The following is a 19,886-nucleotide window of genomic DNA, read 5'->3' as shown; positions in this document are numbered from 1 at the left end:
ATGGGGAGGAGTGACAGGGAGTGACAGGAAAATTGAGAGGTGGTCGTTTTTATGGTGTTGTTATAATAATGCAAGGGGAGAGATATTTGTTTATTATGAAAAGAAAAAGGGCATAAGAAGGGTTGTAATAATGATTCATAAATTGGAGATAACAGGTGGACTTTTACATGGTAAAAGATGCCCTTTTGCAATGTAACTAATCAAGGAAAATGAAGAAATATCGAAAGATATGCAAACTAATTGGTAATGAAGTAGAAACGAGGCAATTTGTATAAAACTGCTCTATTTGTAAAGGGTAGAAATATGCAGATATAGGCAAAAGTTCAGTTACTAAATCATTACCAAGATTTGAAGTAGGTAACTAAATGCAGATGTAGGTAACTGAAATTGTTTCTCTCGTGTGTTTGTTGCTTTGGTCGGCAGTTTTCTGCATAAGTGAGGAACGCTTTAATTCGGGTAACTTTGCCCATAAAAATTAAAGCGTATGAAAACAGAAAAGATGAAGGTGTTGCTCTACCTCAAAAAGAGCGGAAAGGATAAGCAGGGTAAAGCTCCCATTATGGGACGTATCACACTTGGAAGGAGTATAGCACAGTTTAGTTGCAAGCTATCTTGCGATATAGATTTGTGGAGTCCTCGTGAGAGTAGAATGAGGGGCAAGAGCCATGAGGCGGTGGAAGTGAACGGAAAGCTGGATAGTTTAGTACTTTCCATTCAGTCCACTTATCAAACATTGCTGTCCAAAGGACAGACATTTACAGCCACGGACATCAAGGAGCAGTTTCAAGGGAGCGTACAATCTCGGTGTATGCTTATAGAACGCCTTGATAGGCTTATCAGGGAGAAAGAAGAACACGTTGGAATAGATATTAAGAAAGATACGCTATCTAATTATCACTCTACACGAAGCAATCTTCGCACATTCATCGAAGAAAAATATAAGGTAGAGGATTTAGCTTTCTCACAACTATCTGAGAACTTTATTTATGATTTTAGAGATTTTTTCTTGGGGACATTAGGTTTTCAAGAGAGCAGTTTCTATGGTGCAGCTTCCCAAATAAAGACCATATGTAGGTTGGCATACCGTGAAGGATTGGCTGATACCTTGTTGTTTGCTAATACAAAAATAGTAAGAGGAGATAAGAAGCTACCCAAAGCTCTTGACAGGTGTTCGCTTGACAGACTAATGAATATAGAGTTTGAAGAGCTGGAGGAGGAAATGGGAACCGCAAGGGACTTGTTTGTCTTTGCCTGCCATACGGGTACTGCCTATTGTGATTTGATGGAATTAAGTAAGACGCATCTTTTCCGTGATGATGAGGGAAGCCTTTGGCTGAAGTTCAACAGACAGAAGACAGGTGTTCTCTGCCGTATCAAGTTGTTACCCGAAGCCATCAGGATAATAGAGATGCACAAGAGCGATGAAAGGGAAAGGCTACTGCCACAGATGAAGTATGCCACCTACCAATCGTATCTCAAAGCATTACGTCTAAGAGCAGGTATAGCCTTTCCCTTTACCACGCATACGGCAAGACATACCTTTGCCACGCTCATCACATTGGAACAAGGAGTACCAATAGAAACGGTAAGCAAGATGTTGGGGCATAGCAACGTGAGTATGACCGAGCGGTATGCAAAGGTTACGCCACAAAAGCTGTTTGTGGAGTTTGAGCGTTTCCTTTCTTTCACGGAGAATATGCAGATGAGTTTTTAGCAATAGTAGTATTAAAACTAAAATCATTATGAGAAGTACATTCAAGACACTATTTTATATCAACAGACAAAAGACTAAGGCAAATGGTCTGACCTCCATACTCTGCCGTATCACGATAGATGGCAAGAACTCTGTCATTACCACAAACGAAGAATGTAAGGCTGCGGAGTGGAACTCAAAACAAGGAATAACAACAGACAAGAAAACCAATCTTCGACTGCAATCATTCAGAGAACTTGTAGAAAAGATCTATCAGGAACTACTCCTAAAAGACGGAGTGGTAAGTGCTGAACTGCTTAAAAACAGATTGCAAGGCATAGCAACTTCTCCCATCACTTTGTTGGAGCTTAGCAATACAGAACTACAATTGGTAAAGGAAAGTGTGGGCAAGTCAAAGGCAGAAGGTACATACACTAACCTTTGCTATGCTAACAGGATGCTGTGCAAGTTTATAAAGGACTTAGAGAGTAAGGATATAGAAATCCGAAGTATAACGGAGGAACTGTTTGAGGAATATCGCTTCTTTCTTAAAAAGAAAGGGTTGAAAGGTTCTTCTATCAACAATTATCTTTGTTGGTTGAGTCGTTTGATGTTCCGTGCAGTAAGTCAGCGCATCATTCGTTATAACCCATTTGAACATGCGGAATATGAAAAGGTGGAAAAGGCTATCCGCTTTCTTAGTAAGAGTGATGTGAAAAAACTGATGGCTATGAAGATATGTGATAGTGATGCCGAGCTTGCCAGACAGATGTTTATCTTCTCCTGCTTCACAGGTTTAGCTATTGCAGATATGGAACACTTGACGTTTGGGCATATCAAGAGTGCCGCAAACGGACAAATATATATTAGAAAGGAGCGTCAGAAAACAAAAGTAGAATTTATAGTGCCGTTACATCTCATAGCCAAGACGATCATGGAGCAACAAAGAAAGCTACAAGCGGTGAAAGAAGAAGGCAATAACACGGATATGGATAATCGCTTTATTTTTCAACCCTGTTGCAGCAGAAGTGTGTTAGCAGCGAAGTTAAGCATAGTAGGCAAGGCTTGTGGTATAAAGCAACGTCTGTCCTATCACATGGGGAGACATACCTTCGGTACGATGTGCCTAAGTGCAGGTATTCCCATCGAGAGCATCGCCAAGATGATGGGACACGCATCAATTGCAAGTACGCAGATTTATGCGCAGGTAACGGACTGCAAGATTTCGGAGGATATGGACAGACTCATCGCCAAACATCAGGAAAAGAACAAAGAGTATGATAAGGTAACTGTAAAAGAAACTATTACCATAGGGACAATGGCTATTGTCAACACAGGCAGAAATAAAAGCATGGAGGAAACGGCATGAATACGGAAGATGGAATAAAGACCAAGGCTGCAATCCGTCTAGACACGGGGCGCAGCTACTTCGAGTGGGGAAAATCAACAAGAGCGGATACCTGCTCCAACGGGTTGCCCATTGCGGAAAGAGCCTTGAGAGTAAACTCTTTTTTAAAGAGACTCTCCTGTTTTGATTGGCGATATGTAGTCGTTTTCTTCATAAGGTAATATCAATATTAGTATGTAAAGGTACGACTTCTTTTCGAAAATTCGCAAGTAATTAGCTGATTAATAATAAGTTAATTTATAGAACATCCCTTAATTGTTTCTTTTTGCTGTCGTAGTTTTTGAAGGCATGCCGATGTTATATCGGTGTGCCCTTTTTCGATAATAGAAAATATCTGTTTACAAATTCATTATACTTTGATTAAACTCTACATTTTCACCGTAAAAAATTTATTAAAAACAAATAGATTATGATTTAGGTTGGATATTATCTTCATTTTTGATAATCATATCTAAAAACCAAATTATTTTTTCTATCGGAACAGCTGTTACAAAAGGTTCCTTTTCTGGTCCCCTAATAAGCATTCCTGCCAATAGTCCGTTGTCATCAAGTATTGGTGCCCCACTTAATCCAGCCCAATATTGAATATCTACTTCTACTAATGTCGGTATTTTAAGAATAGCATATCTATCATTATCCAATCTTTCAAATATCAAACCTTCATGCAGTACATTTATTCTATTGAGTACAGTTGAATTTTTAATTTCATTACATATTGTACCTGCAACAAGGTAGCGATTATCGTTATTGAAATTTTTACTGTGGGTTGAAAATAAACTAAGTTTTGGCCTACCTTCTTGAATCAAAACCTCTTTATTTTGCATTATCACTTGGTTGCTTAAAAGTGGAACACTTAGGGGTTCTTTTAATTCACTAATAGCCATATCCGGTAAAGATGCAATTCTGACATCTAAAGGCAATTTTTCATCATTTATATCTATAACACCATCTATGATTTTATTAAAAATCGAAATGAATTTCTCAGGATTATCAAGCGAATCCTTATCAAACCCAAATCCTGTTAAATGATAGAACCCACCAACCGGCAGATTTATCGATTTCAATTCTCCTTCAATTTTGATATTCGTTATAATTTGAGGTGAATAATCGATTCCTATTCTTTGCCCTGTCTCGTTAGCTGGGTCATGATCATCCAGATGTACGACATGGTCTGCTGTAATAAAAAACAAACGATCTTTATGTCGTAGAAGAAAACCACTTCCAAAACCTTTTATTTTATCGGAATTACAAGTATCAGGAATAACCAATTGAAGTGTTGCCAAAAAAGCAACAACATCTAATCGAATCATATTTTCATTACAAGGTATCATTATAGCTATTACTTAAGTTATCTCTTTAAATCAATAGTCCGTTAAATTTTGAGTACTCTACCGAGTTTCAAAAAATGCAGTTAAATGTTTAATTATCAATGATATAAGTTGCTTTTAAATTTGGTCAAGTCCGTGTTTTTTTGTACCTTTATAGTTGATTACCAATCACTTAAAGATTACTTAAATGAACCAACTTGACCAGCTCAAAACTCTTTGCGATAGCGCATTAAGCCTTTGCAGCACAAAGGTACGAAAAAATTTCAAAACATTCTTCATTCAGACGATGTTAATTTACGCAACCACATTTATCCGAATCAATTTCTCTCAGATGGGAAGACTTTCTTCATCTTGCGAACAGCGTTATCGTCAGAACTTTGAGAAGAAGTTCAATTGGATTGCATTCAATAAGTTCTTTCTGTCAATGCTTCCTATGAGACGTTGTGCAATAGCGCTTGATCCAAATTTCATCTCCAAGTCGGGCAAACATACTCCGGGACTTGCCTATTTCTGGTCTGGTACAGCCGGCACGATAAAGCGTGGACTTGAAATACTTGGCTTTGCCGTTGTGGATGCCGACAGCAATGATGCGATATTCATGTGCGCAAAGCAAACGAGAGCAGACAAGGTGGACAAAGGCAGACGCCCGGACTGTCTGAAGTGGTGTAAAGGCAATAGCTCTCTAATAGAGCAGTACCTCAGAGCAATTCACAGCAACAAGACGGAGTTCCTTAAAACCAGCAATCTGTTTGTTGCAGATGCATTCTTTTCGGTCTATCCATTTGTGGAGGGACTTGCAACTATGGGATTTAACATAGAAGGCAAGAAGACGCAAACTCGAAAGATGTTCTTCTCAACAGATACCACAATGGAGGCTATAGACATCTTTGACATCTACAGAGCAAGATTCCAAGAGGAATTCCTGTTTCGCAATGCGAAAGGTTTTATGGGATTAGAGCATTGTCAAGCACGAAGCGAGAAAAAACTAGACTTTGCTTTCAATATGTCCCTGGCGACCGTCAAAATGGTAAAGTATATGGCTCATAGAATGGAAATAGAGAAAAACATCAAACTCTCTGTTCAAGATATGAAGATAATGTTCTGTGCTTTGATAAAAGGACTAACAAATCTTAAATTCTTTCAAAGTATGCCTCATAGTCGTGCCACTTTATACTTGATTTATATTGGACAGCCGTCTTCATCAGATGTCTGAACAAGTCATATTCTGGTTTCTTGCTATCCCTAAACCAACGACGGTTAAATCTCCAACAATACTCGTTCAAGTATAATTGGAGAAACCGCTCATCAATTTCTTTGTGAATGGCATCAATACCACTGCGGCATTCTCCTGTAACGATGTGAACCCATGGCAGAACCTTAGTCACGAGTTCGTGTGGGCTACTTTCTGTTTGAACATGTTGGACAAGACCTGTCAGAGTTTTCTTAAGGATTATGAGATTATGTCCTCCGTCTGTATCTATCTTTTAGTCATGAACTACCGACTTTTCAACATAAGGTGCTAATGTCTTGTATTGACTATTAGGTAATGCATACATTTTGATATAGCGAACAGCTTTCTTCACCTTGCTTCTATTAGCTTGCTTTATAAGTTTAGATGCTTTGTTAAAACGCTCTGTATCAGTGTTATCTGATAGATAAGTGCTTAGAATAGAATCCGCATCTTTGCTCTGCGCAATTACCAGCACAGGAGTTTGTTTACTCTTTAAGATTTTCTCTCCGCCCTCCTCTGAAATAAAAGAAGTTGGGAAATACGATAAATCGAGTTCTATCTGCTCAGAGAGTTGATAGATACTATCTCTCTGTCCCATAATATCCCTCAGTTTCATCATCATCAACCATGCAGGAAGATAATATTCAAGTTCAAGTTGATGCTGAATCTCTTTAGCCGATAGGACTTGTTTTATGGATGTCATCATGTGCGCAGTGAAAAACCAATCATAGAGCGATAATTTGCTATGTTCCATAACAGTGCCCTTTGTCAAGGGAATTCTGTTGCCACAGGTCTCGCACTGAAAAGATCTCCTTCCATATAGCCATTTGTACTTGGTTGCTCCACACTTAGGGCATACAACACCTACCTCTTCTCGGACACCCTTAAGGTAATTTTCGCAGCTATTCTCATCGGGGAACATTTGGAAGAAATCTTTCAATAACATCAGACTCATATTTTTAGCAAATATAATTGATTTATAGAATGTTGCAGAAGTGTTATATTTTAATTAACATATATTAGTCCTTTTATCAAAACACAGAAAAATTACTTATACAGATAAGAAACGTAAGAGTAAAACAGAAATGTATTTCGGAAGTCCCATAACCAAGAAGAATTACATGTTTATGATAGAAGGAGGATCTTTTTTTGTGATTGCTCGCCAACCAAACATCTTCCATTTCTTCGATGCGGAGAGTAAACAGGTAGCGGAAGTTGAGATAAATGGTAAGCCAATTCAAGTTGGTGAAGATGAATTTGTGGTAAGAGATGGAAATACTGCAATCTGGTATGATGCCAACGGCAACAAAAGCTCTGAGCGACAGTTGACAGAAGAAGAGGTAAAAATGTTTAAGTAAAAGCTATGAGTTATTCTGTTGAATTCTATATTGACTTACTCCATAAGATTTATCCTTGTAAGGAGAGCTTTGTTGTAGATGTGAAGCATAAACGCAACAAGCGTATTATGGGTACATATACTCCGAGTCTTCATCGTATTCGTATCTATGATAGATATTCAGACAAAGACAATATCAATACAGCAATCCATGAGTATGCCCACCACATTCATTATACAGAGAAAGAAAAAGAGGCTAAAAATAATAGACCGCATAGACCAGAATTCAAACTGATTTATCATGCTTTTGTTGTTAAGGCTATTCAAAAAGGACTGGTGTCCAACCTGCTAATTGATGACTTAGTAGCAAAGTGAGGTTTATGGGTATAAAGTTAAAAAATATAGACTCATTCAACAACTATGCATAGAAAAGGTTATGGAGGTAGAATATAATAAAATAATGCAGCAGATTAATACTTTATAGTATGAAGATTATGTGTATGGAAAAATATTTTACGGTATGTGGAATTGGTAATGGTGGTGGTATCATTGTCGATAGTATTTATCAGCAATATGCGATAAATGGTAAAGAATTATGGAAAGACAGTAGCGTCGACCTTATGGCTATTGGTAACGCTTGGGACTTAAAAGAACTAAGTGTAATCAATAAGGTAAAAGGAAAAGTAGCTCAGATTTCCTTTGCTCGTATTACTGTTTTCATTGCTTGTTTGGGTGGCGACACCATGCCTGTGCTTTTACCTTATTATATAGAGATGGCAAAGCAGCAGAATAGCCATGTGCTGGTATGTTTTACTTTGCCTTTTGCCATTGAAGGTAAGGAGAGTGTTGACTGACTAATACCGACGATGTCGGCAATTTCTTTTCTCGCTGTTTTCTTTTGGAGTAAGGCAAAAATTTGCGACCTTTACTCCGAGATTAATTGATGATACATTTGCAATACAAAGTTAGTTAATCTTTGGGAGACTTCGGTCTCCTTTTTTTATTTGTATTGCTGGTTGTTTCTTTTTCCTCTCCGAGAGATGCAGACAACCTCTTGCTACGCGTCGAGAACGTCTGCATCTCTCGGAGAGGGACACTCTTTTATTGCACTTCGTTTTGGAACTTGCAAAATCCAGTACCTGCGAAAATTATAGGTAAAGCTGAATTAGGACTTCCTAATATGCTATGTTCTGAAACATTTTTGGCTATTGGCCCTTTTGAATCTGAAGACGAAGCAAAGAGCGTAATAAAATATACTCAAACCAAATTTTTTCGTATTTTGGTTGGGGCTCGTAAACTCAAAAATATGACATCTGGCACTTATAAATTTGTTCCACTCCAAGACTTTACAAATAACAGCGACATCGACTAGTCGCAGTCCATCCCCGACATCGACCGCCAACTCTACACCAAATATGGCTTGACAGAGGATGAAATAGCATTCATCGAATCAATGATAAAGCCAATGTAAAAGCAAACGAGGGCAAGTATCGCATTACTGCCCTCATTAAAAACTCATTTTTCTTTTCGCACACCTTTAAATGGTGTACCATCTTGTTTGACATCCATGAAACGCCCTGTATCTTTATCCCTTTTTACCCATTGTTCGGTTTTGGGATTAAAAACCTGTGAACGATTTTTCACTGCACCATTGCGATGTCCGTCTCCTGACGGTGGATTTGTTGCCATATTTAGCCTCCTATATTTTATTCTTGAATTATATAGCCAAGAACACGCTATTATGCTGACTGTTTAAATTTACAGGCAAATTTATGGGAAATCATAAAGTCATGACAACTAAGATATTCCATCGTAAAAATAGCTAATTATAAATTTATCAAACGGAAGTAAATCGTTTAGGTCATGAATGATTCTTTTCCTACCTATATTATTAAACAGTGTAATAATTTCCGATATTTCTACCGAATCATCTTCAAGATTAATCAATCCAGAATCTTGAATTTTTCTGCTTATCATTCTTGGTAGTCCATATTCTTCTAATTGATATACTAATTTAGGAAGAAAAGCATTTGCAGCTCGCCCTATAAACAAAGAAATGTCAGGTGATGTTGGGTCGAACGATTTCTTTAGTACATTTATAACAGAAAGAGTTGAACATAGATTATAAGATAGGTATCGTTCAGCCGAGAACAGATCTTCATAACTTACATTAGAAAGTTCGGAATAAACCTCTGCAATAGTTCGATTCCAGTTATCAGGCATTTTCCATATAGCAATTTTGATAAGTCTGGCCATATTGTCTCCGAGCAGATCTACAACATCCAAAATAGGCTCTCTCCAATTATAAGTGTTTGTTGCTGCCAATGCGGCATATCCTCTAGGCCAACTTGGATTCGCTTTCAATTTTTCTATAAGTGATTTAAGGATTGGTGGGTCAAAAGATTTAAAAATAGATAGTTTCCTTATTTGACCAAAGTTGTCAGAACCTAAAGCATCCATCATAAATGCCTCATATTCTTTGATATGGTTGTTTTGCTCTTGACTTATTTCTATTCCTGGGTTTTCAGAATCTAAAGACTCTGCTACTTCATCAGGAAAACCGATTGTTAAAGTTGTATTTTCTTGTATGGGTGGCTCCTCTAAGAGATAAACTTTTCCGACAAAATATTTGAACATGCGACCAGCTCGCCCAATAATATTTCGATATGTAAAATAATCAAACTTATGCGAGCCTTTTTTATTAGACCAAACAATAACTTGCTCTGCTTGTGTGTTAACCCCTTCTATAATAGAAGAAGTAGAAATGATTGTGTCTAGTCCTTCTGTGTATTCAAATAACTTTACTTGTATTTGGCTCAAAGACCTATGCATTTTCCCATTATGAATGCCAATACCTAGTTCACTTAATTGACATAAAGAAAATGAATCTCCATAATTAACTTTTAGCCAATCCCTGAAATTTTTAAGTAGCGGCGTTTCTTTTTTAGGTAATTCATCCGCAAGGATGTTACTAACCTTGTTAATATTATTATAACTTCCTGCATAAATCAACGTTTTAGATGTGTTATTTTGTAAGATATTGACAAGATGGTTCTTTTTGAACTCATCAGTATTTTCGCCATTTTTTTGTTTCTCATATATCTTTGCCGCTTTAGTGATAACCGTTTTGAAATCAGTCAATCTCATGAATTGCATACCTTGAGTAAAAACGTTATCTGCTATTTTGTGAATATTGGGGGCTAGATAATATTTTTGACGTGATATTCTTCCAAGTTCAATGATTGCACTAAGTAGAGATGAACTTCTGTCATCATCAAACATCGAACTTGCTTTATAAAACTCATCAACAATAAGCATATCAACTTTCTTTAACTTATCAAGATATGCGAAAGAACGTTCTTGTGGAAAGATAAAAATATTACGCTCCGTAACAGTTGCATCTGTTGTCGTGATAATTTTATATTTCTGCGAAAATTTATGTTCTATTCTGCGACGTGTTTCATCTGCTAAAGCAATTGTAGGTACTATTATAACCACATTTTCCGGCTGGCGTATGGCAATAAAAGCATCTATAATAAAACTTTTACCAAAACTTGTTGGTGCACTAACAGCAATATTATCGCCCAATAGAAGTCGTTTTAGGACATGAGATTGAGCACTATGGAGTGTTACTGGAATTTTATCCCCAACATTAGCTTTAAACGCCTCAACAACAACTTGGTCTTCCCATAAAGCAGTTTTGGGGTCTATATAAGGGAATAATCCCACTTCCCTTATAACATGATTTACAAGAGGAGTATATTCATTCCCATCACGTTGCAACTTGTCCAACAAATTAATAACCATTGATCGGGCTTCTGCTTTATTGCTATTTTCTATCAAGGTGTTAATTTGAGCACATTCTTCAAATATTTCAGTGTTAAGCATCTTCCTTAATCTGTTTAGCTCGTTCCACAAACCAATTAACTATATCTGTTTTTTGGGGTACAGGAAATAATATTAAATGGAATTGAATATGTTCATATCCATGGATTTTTTCTTTCATTTGTTTATTATTTTGCGATACAAAATATTTTTGCGCTCTATTTAGATGATATTTTTTGATATTTCCCAAATAGCTTTCGGACAATTCAGTAGTTTCATTTGTTATACTACATTCATGTAGTAACAAAATAGGCACATGAAGTCTTTTTCTTATTTCATCGATGGATGTTTCACGGCGTAAAGTTGTTTGTATTTTTTTTCTGACATTAGGATTTGCTATGACATATTCTAAATCTTTTATACTTGTAATAATGGCGTTTTCTTTCTTAATTTTGTCCGTGGAAATAGTGTCAAACACAGATTTAATTGGTTCGTATAGCCTTTCGTCAGCAATATCATTGTAAAATTTAGCTTCACCTAACCACAAAGAAAAATCACCGTCATCATCCAAAACGATATGAACACTATCTGCTCCTTTTGCATTGTCTTTGGGATTCTGTTTATAAAAAATCTTTGGAACAACAGGTAATGCATGATAGTGGTAACGCATAATTCCGTATAAAATTATTTCTGCAATCTCACTGCCTTTGCCGTTATCTTTATCAACAAGTCGAAGATTTTTTATTGATTCCGTTATAGTGGTATATGGCGATTCAGAATAAAGATTGTCACGGTCTTCAGCTGACAATCCTGTTTGAGCAATATTATCAAATATAAACTTACGCAATTCGCCCTTTCTCCATTTACCATCTTCGAAACCATTTATAACAGATAGCAAGAAATCGTTTTTATCTAAATCAGGTGTTGTCGATTCTTGATTTATCTCCCAAAGGCATTTGTTAATCACAATATCGAAATTTCCTATTTTTTGCATAGTCTTAATTCAAACCTAATTTATTCAATAACTCTATCACTCTATGCACCTCCGAATATGCTATCAAATCCTCTGGCGATTCTTTGCAGAGTTGGCACAACTTTTCAGAATTTAACATCGCTCGTTCCAAATCGCCATTCTCTGTCAAGTATTTGTATAGGTTGGTGCGTATGAAATACCGTTTTGTCTTCTCGTAGCCAGGCATATACTTCTGCAATTCAGGAAGCAGTTGCTCGTAACTTTCGTATCGCCGACAAATCACATTTGGCAGAAAATGAAGCAAGAACCAAAATTCCGTGCAAGGATTCGTTTCTACAAACATCACCCTTCCGGCATATCTCTTTGCAGCATATTTTTTCTTTGCCCGCTGATACAACTGCATTTCAGATGGAAACTGAAATAGTCTGTCCATATCAAACAGACATACGATGAAATCATATTGCTTGTTCAAGTAGGATTCTACCAGTTTTAGGATATGCTTGATGTCACTATGCTGTGGAAAATCAGGCGCAACCTTGAAAGGATAGCGACACGCTACCCTCAAAGAGTCGAAATAGAACCATTCGGTCTCTCCTTCGCCTATGATGGCAATACTTTTTGTTACTGTTTGTCCCATATTGTCAGTCGTTTAAATTGATATACTGACTGCCAAGGAACGGCAGTTTTACTAATTTACCTTGTTTATAGGCATTATATGGAGAGAGATTCTTATGTAGCCCCAAAGAAGACAAACGCACTATTTTGGTTTCGCCAAGTTCGTCTTTGTCGGTAAACCATATTGTGTCACGACGAATGAAATCTTCATTAAGAAGGTTGATGTCGTGAGTTGTAAGCAGCATCTGCGATGTTCCTTCACTATTGGCCAAAAAGACTTTTATAAAATAAGCCAACAGCTCGTAGTGGATGCTTGTTTCAACTTCATCAATCGGAACAAACCGATTGGTCTTTAGCAAGAAATTCAGAATCACAGCCATACCTAAAAACCTCATTGTACCGTTGGATTCGTATTCTTCCGACAAATCATAAAGTTTATCGCCAGCTTTATGTTTGAATGTCAATTCGGTATTTGTGATTTTCCCCTTTCTAAGCATATCGGCTTTTGCTTCATCGCCAATAGGGGCATTCTGAATCAGTTGCTCCAGTTCTGGGGTAATAAATTCCTCCTCCTCGTGTAATGCAACATCTTCTATGTTGAAGTCAGAGGCTTTCAGGAAGTTTAGGATAAACTTCTTTAAGTCACCCGATTCGTCTTTATCCAATCGTGACTTGACATAGCCCGAAAGCAACATACCCGGTGCGAGTACCTCTTTCACCTGTTTGGCGAAATAATCGTACACATCATTCAGTTTAGTCCGCTCCACGTTGCTTTTACCAAATGCGGCAAGCACACTGCTATTATTAATAGTGTTGCCGGAAATCACATCTTGACTTTTCTTTGTCATTTTCAGATTTACGCCGAAATCTATTGTCGTGGAATCGGTTGCTGCATCATAACTGCGGCTATACAATTTGGTAGGTCGGATAGAATCATAAACAATCAGCGTCTCGGAATGGATATATTTTTCATCCAATTCAAAAGTAAGGATATACTTCGACTGACCAATATAGAATACCATCGACATTTTAGTCTTTTCATTCCTTGATGTATCATCCAGCATGAAAGGAACAACCTCAGTTTTCTCGTTTCGGTCTTTGGGCATCCTAAGCACAAGCATCCTGAAAAATTCAACAGCATTCAAGAAGTTGGTTTTGCCGGAAGCGTTAGCACCATATATGATGCCTACTTTTAGTAACTTTACCCCGTCCTTAACTTCATACGAATATTCGTCAGACATAAAAGTATCTGACGAAGGCTCAAAACTTATCTTTTGTGGAGACTTTATTGAGAAAAAATTTTCAATGGTGAATTCTGCTATCATATTCGTTGAGTTTATCTATTACACGGTGCAAAAATACAAATAAAATCTCATACATCAAATTATAATTTGTATTTTTGTAGAAAAATTACAAGGATTAGGTATAAAACGAGTTTTGTGCACGTTTTTAGAAGCAAATTCAAGCCAAACCCATTCCCAATTCTATGATAGTATTTGTTTCGTTGTTTGGATTATCGCAGTGGTTAAATAGTGGTGCTAAAATGATACTAAATTGAAAGTTGTTTGCTTTTATGTTGCTGTAATATATTAAATATCAGTGTATTGAAAAATATTATATCTTGTAGCCCACAATGCAACCTTTGATACGAGCTGTATTCGCCATACCTTACAACTACACCATCTACCTTGTCCTGACATTGATTATTACTGTTCGCTCCGTGCCGCCCGACATATCTATGATTTCGGTTGTAATTCGCTCGACTATCTTTGCGACCATTTTTCTATATCGTATGGCACACATCACCGTGCTGGCGATGATGCCAAAATGTGTGCTCGGCTATTTTTGCAAGAGATAAAAGATGGCAATTTTGCAAATGTAAGGGAAATGAGTTTTTGTTATGGAAAGTTATAATATACTTTGACAAATTGGCTCTTACTTTCAAAAAGTTGGATTTATATACTTTATAAACAGAAGTAAATATATTATAAGAATATTAGGAAAGATTAAAGCAAAAACACCTAACAGACTATACTTAGTTAGGTGTTTCTGTTGTTATATCTTGTAATACTCTTCCAGTAACCTCTCCAAGTCCGAAGCCTTATAGAGTATCTTCCCTGCAAGCTGTGTATAGGGTATAATCCCCTTATCCCGATAATCCTGCAACGTGCGAGGACTGATATACAAACGTTCGCATACCTCCTTGCCTATGAGAAAATGCTCGCCACCAAACAGTGGTTTGTGCGTTTCTCCCACTTCCTTTATTCTCCTGCCCACATCGTGCAGCGCAGTAATGAGCACCTGCATCTCGTCGGAGCCGAAGTTCAAATCTCTTGCTGTTTCCATATTCTATTGCTTTTTAGTTTTGTCCGTCTTCGCAAGGAGCAGCTTCTCCACGTCCTCACGTTTATAATAACACTTGTGCCCGATCTGTGCGAATGGCAGTACGCCCGTATCTCGATAATGCTGCAATGTGCGCTTACTGATGTTAAGCAGCTGGCACACATCACCATTGTGCAGCCAATCTGTGTGCTTACACTTCTCTCCAAATGCCTTGTGGCAGCAGTCGGCAAGACTTAATATCTCGTCCCTTAGTTTCTGCCAGTTCTGGTCTGTAATTATTAAATACCCCATACTTCTATTGTTTTGTTTGTTGTTACTGTTTTCTTGTGTTGCAGCCTTTTGCGCTCCAGCACGATGCAAAAGTATGGATAGTTTCCTTATGCTCAAAGCACTAAGGAACAGCAGGGAAAACAAAGGAAATACGATGAAATTCTTTTCCTTATTTCTTGTCGTTATCAACGCTGGTACGCCCACTTTTCTTCTTTCACAGCCAATAGCTATAAAAGTACAAGCTACCATTTGACATAAGTATTCTGCCTTGTTCTAAGATTTCAGAGAACATAGAGATAAGCTCTTAATTTTTGCTTACATCTTTTTGTGGATTACTTTTTGTTTAAATAGGTAGTTATTTTCGCCTTATCCGTTCTTTGTTATTCCTTTACTTATAGCTCACTACCCAAATGTGCGGAATACCGCATTTGAATGTGGTTTGTTACAAAGCCAATCAATTATTGGTATTTGGATCATTTCCTTTTATCCTTTGATTTCTCCATTTAATCCACTAAAAACTAAGATGTTTGATGATTTCCTACAAGGAATTTTATAGCAGGTTTATGCAACATTATGCAAGCACACCGAGAATGCTTGGCTATCAGAATTATCCTCCTTAACTTCACTTTCAGAAATCATTTTAGGACGATTATGAAGAAATGCGCAGACAATAGCAATATACGCACAGAAGATAAGCCGAAGCATAGTAGGCAAACTTCCAAAAACAAGGAGATAGAAAGCTACCTCTCCACCCATTATGACTTCAGGTTCAACACCGTACTTGGCAGAACAGAGTTTTCTCCCAAGTGTGCCAATGTGTTTAGCAAGGTCAGTCGTTATGACATCAATACCTTTCGCAGGGAACTTGATAGCGAGGAAGGTATTATTACTTCCGCCGATAATCTCTATTCCATCATCGAACGCAGTTTTTCGCCACGCATCAATCCCATACAGGAATACTTCAAGGCTTTGCCGCTGATAGATATAAATTTTGGAAGTGCCAACGCCCTTTTTAGTAATCATGCTGATACCAGCAGCATTTCCTTTTCACCGAAAGTCATTGCCGGCCTTGCATCGTGTGTTACCGTCCACAACTCCGAGAAGTGGCTGCCGTACCTTACCAAATGGCTTGTTGCAGTGGTAGCCAACGCCATGGACGACCGTGAATGCCGTAACCATACCTACCTTGTACTAACAGGGGAACAAGGAAAGTTCAAGACTACCTTTCTTGATTTGCTATGCCCTCCAGCCATGCATGGTTACAGCTACACAGGTAAGATATATCCGCAAGAGAAAGACACGCTTACTTACATCAGGCAAAACCTCATCGTAAACATAGACGACCAACTCAAAACCCTCAACAAGCGTGATGAGAACGAGCTGAAGAACCTAATCACCTGCCCGATGGTAAAATACCGTATGCCCTACGACAAATATGTGGAGGAACATCCTCACTTGGCGAGCTTCGTGGCATCGGTAAACGGCAATGATTTCTTGACTGCCCCCACAGGAAGCAGACGATTTCTGCCCTTTGAGGTGCTTGCCATTGATATTGAACGAGCTAAAACTATTTCTATGGATGCCGTCTATACCGAAGCGAAAGCCCTTTTAAAATCAGGCTTCCGCTATTGGTTTGACGATGATGAGATAGTGAAGCTATACAAAGAGATCGAGGAATTCCAAGTGCAGACCGCAGAAATGGAACTGCTGCTCCGCTGTTTTGAGAAACCTACGGACGATAATCCCAATTGTACCTATATGACTACCACAGAAATAATCACCTACTTAGGCTACTATACGCATCATCCTTTATCCTTGAAGCACATGGGCGAAGCCTTGAAAAGAGTAGGCTTCGAGAAAGTGAGCAAGAGGCGAGAGGGCAGCAGTCCCATCTATGTATATAAGGTAAGGAAGATTCTCCCTTGTCCCTTGTCAAGTTATTGCAGCAACCAAATGTAGTAGCCGTATGTCGTAAGTTCGTAGTATGACTTTGTACTATAAAAATATGTTGTAAATCAATTACTTAACTTAAAATATTATGTAGTAAGAAGAAAGATGAAAAAGTTTGGAGGGGGAACTTCAGAAAAGAGAATTTCTTTCATCGATTATTCAACTACTATTCAAATATAATTCAAACATATCATTGTCATTCAAGCAAAAATTAAAAAATCAGTTTAATAAAACATATCACAATGAAAGAAAAAGATTTATCAGCAATCAAGCGATACCCCATCGTGGAGTATCTTGAAAGGAAAGGTATCAAGCCTGTACGCAGGACACCTGCCTATGCCCTGTACCGTTCACCGCTTCGTGCGGAAACACATCCGAGTTTCAAGGTAGACACAGAGAAGAACCTCTGGATAGACTATGCCGAAGGCAGGGGCGGAAGCATAATCGACCTCTGTATGCGCTTAGAGGGATGCACGCTATCGGAAGCCATCCGTCGTTTGGGACAGAACGCTTCCGATAATGGCACATATAGTTCTCTTAATGACTTCGTGCCAAATAATTCCCAGCATGTGATAGCTGCAAATGGAGCAAGGAGACTGATAGAAATATCAGACACCCTGCCGCCACATTTACAGGAGTACCTTACAAAGGTACGCTGCATCAACATAGAAAAGGCTATGCCCTTTCTGCGTTGTATCAGCTATGAGGTAGGAGGTCGCCATTACCAAGCTATCGGCTTTGCCAATCAATCAGGAGGTTATGAACTTCGGGATAGCGGCTCTTTCAAGGGAACGATAGCACCGAAGGACATTACTCCGATATTCACGGATAGAGCGGAGCCTGTATGTATCTTTGAAGGCTTCATGGACTTCCTCTCCTTCCTTTCAATGAAAGAAGAGATTACCAACCACTGCCTTGTGATGAACTCCGTGAGCAACGTGACAAAGACTATCCGCTATTTGAATGAACGACACCTCACCCATATCCGTACCTTCCTTGACAATGACGAAGCAGGACGGAGGGCTGTTCAAGATTTCATAAAGGCAGGCTTCCATGTTGAGAACATGAACATACATTACAAAGACTTCAAGGATCTCAACGGTTTTCATGTCAGCCGTGTCCGTGAGCAGCAGAAACGGAAAGCGCAAGAACAGACACACATATCAATTACAGGACAAAACAAGAAATCAAAACAAGTCAAACTTAAAATGAAATAGAAATGGAAAAGGAAACTATGATGAGCGACAAAGACCTTTCATGGTTCTTGGGTGTGGAAGATGAAACAGAGAATGAATCTACTTCACAAGAAGCGACTGCGGTTCCTGAAAGAGAAAGACCAACGAACAAGCAGGACACAGAGAATACCATGCACTCTGAGTCTGCACGGAATACAGAGAACGCAGCCGTTCAAAGACGCATCAGTGCCAAAATGAGAAAGGAGACGCTCGAAGCCTACAAGCAAGCCTATCTTTTACCTGCCAAACTCAGTAATAGGAAGGCTGTCTATCTGAGTAGGGAGACACAGGAGCGTGCCGACTTCATTGTGCGTAGATTAGGCGACAGAGGCAGCAACCTTTCAAGTTTTGTAGAGAACATCGTGCGCCTTCATTTGGAGGAGTACGGTGAGGATATTGAGAAATGGAGAAAGCTGTAAACCGCAGGAAAAGGGTCGATGGAGGAATTACAATAGATTTATTTCTCACTCTATTCCTACAATCGCATTAAAATATGATGTCATATTCTCATAAATGAGATGTCATATTTGGGCAAATATGACATCATATTTTTACTAAGCAGACATCTGAATGATGAGAACATCACGAACACAGTCAGGCACGGAATGCACAGCATTCACTTTTCGACTGCAAAACGCCTTGTGCGTAAAGTCTGTTAGGTAGCACCTGCAAGACGTCAGTTTGTACCCACAAACTGCGCTTGCTCCCCTCGCCAAACAGTCGGGGAGATTAGACCATAATCACTCCGTTCTCATCGGTCAGCGTTCAGAAATTAAGCAGCAACGAATCATCCATAATGATTAACTTTCAGAGAAACTTATATGAAAAAATACAGAAGAAAAGCTACCCAATGGCAGCAGCAGGACAATGAAGAAAAACAGATGAACAAGACGGAGTTCATCAAGGTTAGGTGTACTTTGGAGGAGAGGCAGCGTATCAAGGCAAAGGGAGAAAGCACAGGGCGGAAGTTCTCCGAGTACTGCCGTGAGATTCTTTTGAATGGTGAAGTGGTAGCCGTTCCCAAGATGACCGACAATGAAAAGGAAGCCATTGCCGTACTCCACCGAACGGGAATGTACTACGCACAGGTTTCCAACCTCATCAGGATAAAGGACGAGTCATGGGTGCCGATAACCAAGAACCTTTCCATATGTGCCAAAGAAGCATTTAAGCGTTTTTTCGACCCTCACTTCCGCATTGGTGACGATATATATAAGATCTTAAATCTGCCGAGGTATGATAGGAAAGTGTAAGGCGATAGCGCACGGAAGTACTGCATTGGGCTATATCTTCAGAGAGGGCAAGCTGGGTAATCGGCTTGCCTTCCATAACCTTTGTAGCAGAGAATCAAAGGCTATTTACGAGGAAATGAAGTTAGTCAGCGATTACAATACCAGATGCAGGAACAAGTTCCTGCGCATTGAAATTGGCATTGCGCCACAGGACGAAAAGAAACTATCAGCTTCCGAATTTGCCCAAATAGCCCATTTGTTTGCCAAGAAAATGGGACTTGACAACCATCAGTGGGTGGCAGTAACGCACAAGGATACAGACAACAGGCATATCCACATTATCGCCAACCGCATCAGCCTATACGGAGAAGTTTATGATACCACCTTTGTAAGCAACAAGGCTGCAAGAATAACAGAGGAAATTAGCAGGGAGAAAGGCTTAACCAT

The 19,886-nt window shown here is 38.7% G+C and carries 21 protein-coding genes and 4 pseudogenes; 13 read left to right on the top strand and 12 right to left on the bottom strand.

Annotation, left to right across the window (positions count from 1 at the left end; all coding sequences use genetic code 11):
- From O3603_RS10950 to O3603_RS10940, 3 genes are all read left to right on the top strand, one after another.
- Nucleotides 1-196: hypothetical protein (locus O3603_RS10950; RefSeq protein WP_371522796.1), on the top strand; the 196-nt coding region annotated here is incomplete at its 5' end.
- Nucleotides 197-484: 288 nt separating this feature from the next.
- Nucleotides 485-1,714, top strand: coding sequence for a site-specific integrase (locus O3603_RS10945; RefSeq protein WP_219484491.1), 1,230 nt, complete (start codon nucleotides 485-487; stop codon nucleotides 1,712-1,714).
- A 28-nt stretch (nucleotides 1,715-1,742) separates the two neighbouring features.
- Nucleotides 1,743-3,062 (top strand): site-specific integrase, encoded by a 1,320-nt coding sequence (locus tag O3603_RS10940; protein ID WP_219484494.1) that lies wholly within the window; start codon nucleotides 1,743-1,745, stop codon nucleotides 3,060-3,062.
- A gap of 70 nt (nucleotides 3,063-3,132) precedes the next feature.
- Here O3603_RS10940 and O3603_RS10935 read toward each other — a convergent pair.
- Both O3603_RS10935 and O3603_RS10930 read right to left on the bottom strand, forming a co-directional pair.
- A pseudogene (locus O3603_RS10935) lies at nucleotides 3,133-3,255 on the bottom strand (IS5/IS1182 family transposase); the annotation flags it as partial.
- A 253-nt stretch (nucleotides 3,256-3,508) separates the two neighbouring features.
- Entirely contained in the window at nucleotides 3,509-4,411 is a 903-nt protein-coding gene (locus O3603_RS10930; protein WP_371522794.1) for a hypothetical protein, read from the bottom strand.
- Between the two features lie 205 nt (nucleotides 4,412-4,616).
- Here O3603_RS10930 and O3603_RS10925 point away from each other — a divergent pair, with 205 nt between their 5' ends.
- Nucleotides 4,617-5,642 carry a hypothetical protein gene (locus O3603_RS10925; protein ID WP_371522792.1) on the top strand — a complete coding sequence of 342 codons (1,026 nt, stop codon included), beginning with the start codon at nucleotides 4,617-4,619 and terminating at the stop codon, nucleotides 5,640-5,642.
- A gap of 271 nt (nucleotides 5,643-5,913) precedes the next feature.
- Here O3603_RS10925 and O3603_RS10920 read toward each other — a convergent pair whose 3' ends face one another.
- Complete coding sequence (locus O3603_RS10920) at nucleotides 5,914-6,414, bottom strand: hypothetical protein (RefSeq protein ID WP_287348500.1); 501 nt, start codon at nucleotides 6,412-6,414, stop codon at nucleotides 5,914-5,916.
- Nucleotides 6,415-6,453: 39 nt separating this feature from the next.
- Nucleotides 6,454-6,582: pseudogene (locus tag O3603_RS10915) on the bottom strand (transposase); the annotation flags it as partial.
- Nucleotides 6,583-6,745: 163 nt separating this feature from the next.
- On the opposite strand from O3603_RS10915, the gene O3603_RS10910 reads away from it, so the two are divergent.
- The 3 genes from O3603_RS10910 (at nucleotide 6,746) to O3603_RS10900 (ending at nucleotide 7,850) form a co-directional block, all read left to right on the top strand.
- Nucleotides 6,746-7,018, top strand: coding sequence for a hypothetical protein (locus O3603_RS10910; protein WP_371522790.1), 273 nt, complete (start codon nucleotides 6,746-6,748; stop codon nucleotides 7,016-7,018).
- Between the two features lie 5 nt (nucleotides 7,019-7,023).
- Nucleotides 7,024-7,371, top strand: coding sequence for a SprT-like domain-containing protein (locus O3603_RS10905; protein ID WP_025000670.1), 348 nt, complete (start codon nucleotides 7,024-7,026; stop codon nucleotides 7,369-7,371).
- A 125-nt stretch (nucleotides 7,372-7,496) separates the two neighbouring features.
- Nucleotides 7,497-7,850 (top strand): hypothetical protein, encoded by a 354-nt coding sequence (locus O3603_RS10900; protein WP_148295638.1) that lies wholly within the window; start codon nucleotides 7,497-7,499, stop codon nucleotides 7,848-7,850.
- Here the strand turns inward: O3603_RS10900 and O3603_RS10895 are convergent.
- The 6 genes and pseudogenes from O3603_RS10895 to O3603_RS10870 form a co-directional block, all read right to left on the bottom strand.
- Nucleotides 7,835-7,912 (bottom strand): annotated as a pseudogene (locus O3603_RS10895) (helix-turn-helix domain-containing protein); the annotation flags it as partial. The gene O3603_RS10900 and the pseudogene O3603_RS10895 sit on opposite strands and share 16 nt — an antisense overlap.
- Before the next feature lie 599 nt (nucleotides 7,913-8,511).
- A complete protein-coding gene (locus tag O3603_RS10890) occupies nucleotides 8,512-8,685 on the bottom strand; it encodes a hypothetical protein (RefSeq protein WP_007480391.1) in 174 nt (57 codons plus the stop codon).
- A gap of 108 nt (nucleotides 8,686-8,793) precedes the next feature.
- Entirely contained in the window at nucleotides 8,794-10,884 is a 2,091-nt protein-coding gene (locus O3603_RS10885) for a DEAD/DEAH box helicase (RefSeq protein ID WP_371522788.1), read from the bottom strand.
- Nucleotides 10,877-11,815 carry a DUF1837 domain-containing protein gene (locus tag O3603_RS10880; RefSeq protein WP_025000673.1) on the bottom strand — a complete coding sequence of 313 codons (939 nt, stop codon included), beginning with the start codon at nucleotides 11,813-11,815 and terminating at the stop codon, nucleotides 10,877-10,879. Before O3603_RS10880 ends, O3603_RS10885 begins: the two co-directional genes overlap by 8 nt.
- 4 nt (nucleotides 11,816-11,819) lie before the next feature.
- Nucleotides 11,820-12,431: an RloB family protein gene (locus tag O3603_RS10875; protein ID WP_219486014.1), complete on the bottom strand. Its 612-nt coding sequence runs from the start codon at nucleotides 12,429-12,431 to the stop codon at nucleotides 11,820-11,822.
- A gap of 4 nt (nucleotides 12,432-12,435) precedes the next feature.
- Nucleotides 12,436-13,734 (bottom strand): ATP/GTP-binding protein, encoded by a 1,299-nt coding sequence (locus O3603_RS10870; RefSeq protein ID WP_219486016.1) that lies wholly within the window; start codon nucleotides 13,732-13,734, stop codon nucleotides 12,436-12,438.
- Nucleotides 13,735-14,029: 295 nt separating this feature from the next.
- On the opposite strand from O3603_RS10870, the pseudogene O3603_RS10865 reads away from it, so the two are divergent.
- Nucleotides 14,030-14,323, top strand: a pseudogene (locus tag O3603_RS10865) (exonuclease domain-containing protein); the annotation flags it as partial.
- Between the two features lie 141 nt (nucleotides 14,324-14,464).
- Here O3603_RS10865 and O3603_RS10860 read toward each other — a convergent pair.
- Nucleotides 14,465-14,755 (bottom strand): helix-turn-helix domain-containing protein, encoded by a 291-nt coding sequence (locus O3603_RS10860; RefSeq protein ID WP_219486018.1) that lies wholly within the window; start codon nucleotides 14,753-14,755, stop codon nucleotides 14,465-14,467.
- A 3-nt stretch (nucleotides 14,756-14,758) separates the two neighbouring features.
- A complete protein-coding gene (locus tag O3603_RS10855; protein WP_219486112.1) occupies nucleotides 14,759-15,043 on the bottom strand; it encodes a helix-turn-helix domain-containing protein in 285 nt (94 codons plus the stop codon).
- A gap of 552 nt (nucleotides 15,044-15,595) precedes the next feature.
- Here O3603_RS10855 and O3603_RS10850 point away from each other — a divergent pair.
- The 5 genes from O3603_RS10850 to O3603_RS10830 all read left to right on the top strand — a co-directional run.
- The gene (locus tag O3603_RS10850; RefSeq protein WP_371522785.1) at nucleotides 15,596-16,981 is read left to right on the top strand and encodes a VapE domain-containing protein; all 1,386 of its coding nucleotides are present in this window, start codon (nucleotides 15,596-15,598) and stop codon (nucleotides 16,979-16,981) included.
- Between the two features lie 233 nt (nucleotides 16,982-17,214).
- Nucleotides 17,215-18,189 (top strand): toprim domain-containing protein, encoded by a 975-nt coding sequence (locus O3603_RS10845; RefSeq protein WP_371522783.1) that lies wholly within the window; start codon nucleotides 17,215-17,217, stop codon nucleotides 18,187-18,189.
- A gap of 2 nt (nucleotides 18,190-18,191) precedes the next feature.
- Nucleotides 18,192-18,626 carry a DUF3408 domain-containing protein gene (locus O3603_RS10840; protein ID WP_371522782.1) on the top strand — a complete coding sequence of 145 codons (435 nt, stop codon included), beginning with the start codon at nucleotides 18,192-18,194 and terminating at the stop codon, nucleotides 18,624-18,626.
- A 402-nt stretch (nucleotides 18,627-19,028) separates the two neighbouring features.
- Complete coding sequence (locus O3603_RS10835) at nucleotides 19,029-19,460, top strand: hypothetical protein (RefSeq protein WP_219486025.1); 432 nt, start codon at nucleotides 19,029-19,031, stop codon at nucleotides 19,458-19,460.
- Nucleotides 19,444-19,886, top strand: a 443-nt coding sequence (locus O3603_RS10830; protein WP_371522780.1) for a relaxase/mobilization nuclease domain-containing protein, incomplete at its 3' end; no start/stop codon positions are given. The genes O3603_RS10835 and O3603_RS10830, both read left to right, overlap by 17 nt.

Source organism: Prevotella sp. 20925_1_30 (genome assembly GCF_041433025.1).
In the GTDB taxonomy this organism is placed as follows: Bacteria; Bacteroidota; Bacteroidia; order Bacteroidales; family Bacteroidaceae; genus Prevotella; species Prevotella vespertina.
The sequence above is the reverse complement of the archived record's forward strand: the minus strand, read 5'-3'. Positions and strand labels throughout refer to the sequence as shown.

Bases quoted from the DNA above. Each gene is read 5' to 3' on its own strand.
- O3603_RS10835 (WP_219486025.1), top strand. From the start codon at position 19,029: ATGAAAAAATACAGAAGAAAAGCTACCCAATGGCAGCAGCAGGACAAT.
- O3603_RS10845 (WP_371522783.1), top strand. From the start codon at position 17,215: ATGAAAGAAAAAGATTTATCAGCAATCAAGCGATACCCCATCGTGGAG.
- O3603_RS10840 (WP_371522782.1), top strand. From the start codon at position 18,192: ATGGAAAAGGAAACTATGATGAGCGACAAAGACCTTTCATGGTTCTTG.
- O3603_RS10880 (WP_025000673.1), bottom strand. From the start codon at position 11,815: ATGCAAAAAATAGGAAATTTCGATATTGTGATTAACAAATGCCTTTGG.
- O3603_RS10905 (WP_025000670.1), top strand. From the start codon at position 7,024: ATGAGTTATTCTGTTGAATTCTATATTGACTTACTCCATAAGATTTAT.
- O3603_RS10885 (WP_371522788.1), bottom strand. From the start codon at position 10,884: ATGCTTAACACTGAAATATTTGAAGAATGTGCTCAAATTAACACCTTG.
- O3603_RS10920 (WP_287348500.1), bottom strand. From the start codon at position 6,414: ATGGAACATAGCAAATTATCGCTCTATGATTGGTTTTTCACTGCGCAC.
- O3603_RS10870 (WP_219486016.1), bottom strand. From the start codon at position 13,734: ATGATAGCAGAATTCACCATTGAAAATTTTTTCTCAATAAAGTCTCCA.
- O3603_RS10925 (WP_371522792.1), top strand. From the start codon at position 4,617: ATGAACCAACTTGACCAGCTCAAAACTCTTTGCGATAGCGCATTAAGC.
- O3603_RS10945 (WP_219484491.1), top strand. From the start codon at position 485: ATGAAAACAGAAAAGATGAAGGTGTTGCTCTACCTCAAAAAGAGCGGA.
- O3603_RS10940 (WP_219484494.1), top strand. From the start codon at position 1,743: ATGAGAAGTACATTCAAGACACTATTTTATATCAACAGACAAAAGACT.
- O3603_RS10890 (WP_007480391.1), bottom strand. From the start codon at position 8,685: ATGGCAACAAATCCACCGTCAGGAGACGGACATCGCAATGGTGCAGTG.
- O3603_RS10855 (WP_219486112.1), bottom strand. From the start codon at position 15,043: ATGGGGTATTTAATAATTACAGACCAGAACTGGCAGAAACTAAGGGAC.
- O3603_RS10910 (WP_371522790.1), top strand. From the start codon at position 6,746: ATGTATTTCGGAAGTCCCATAACCAAGAAGAATTACATGTTTATGATA.
- O3603_RS10900 (WP_148295638.1), top strand. From the start codon at position 7,497: ATGGAAAAATATTTTACGGTATGTGGAATTGGTAATGGTGGTGGTATC.
- O3603_RS10860 (WP_219486018.1), bottom strand. From the start codon at position 14,755: ATGGAAACAGCAAGAGATTTGAACTTCGGCTCCGACGAGATGCAGGTG.
- O3603_RS10850 (WP_371522785.1), top strand. From the start codon at position 15,596: ATGCAAGCACACCGAGAATGCTTGGCTATCAGAATTATCCTCCTTAAC.
- O3603_RS10875 (WP_219486014.1), bottom strand. From the start codon at position 12,431: ATGGGACAAACAGTAACAAAAAGTATTGCCATCATAGGCGAAGGAGAG.
- O3603_RS10930 (WP_371522794.1), bottom strand. From the start codon at position 4,411: ATGATTCGATTAGATGTTGTTGCTTTTTTGGCAACACTTCAATTGGTT.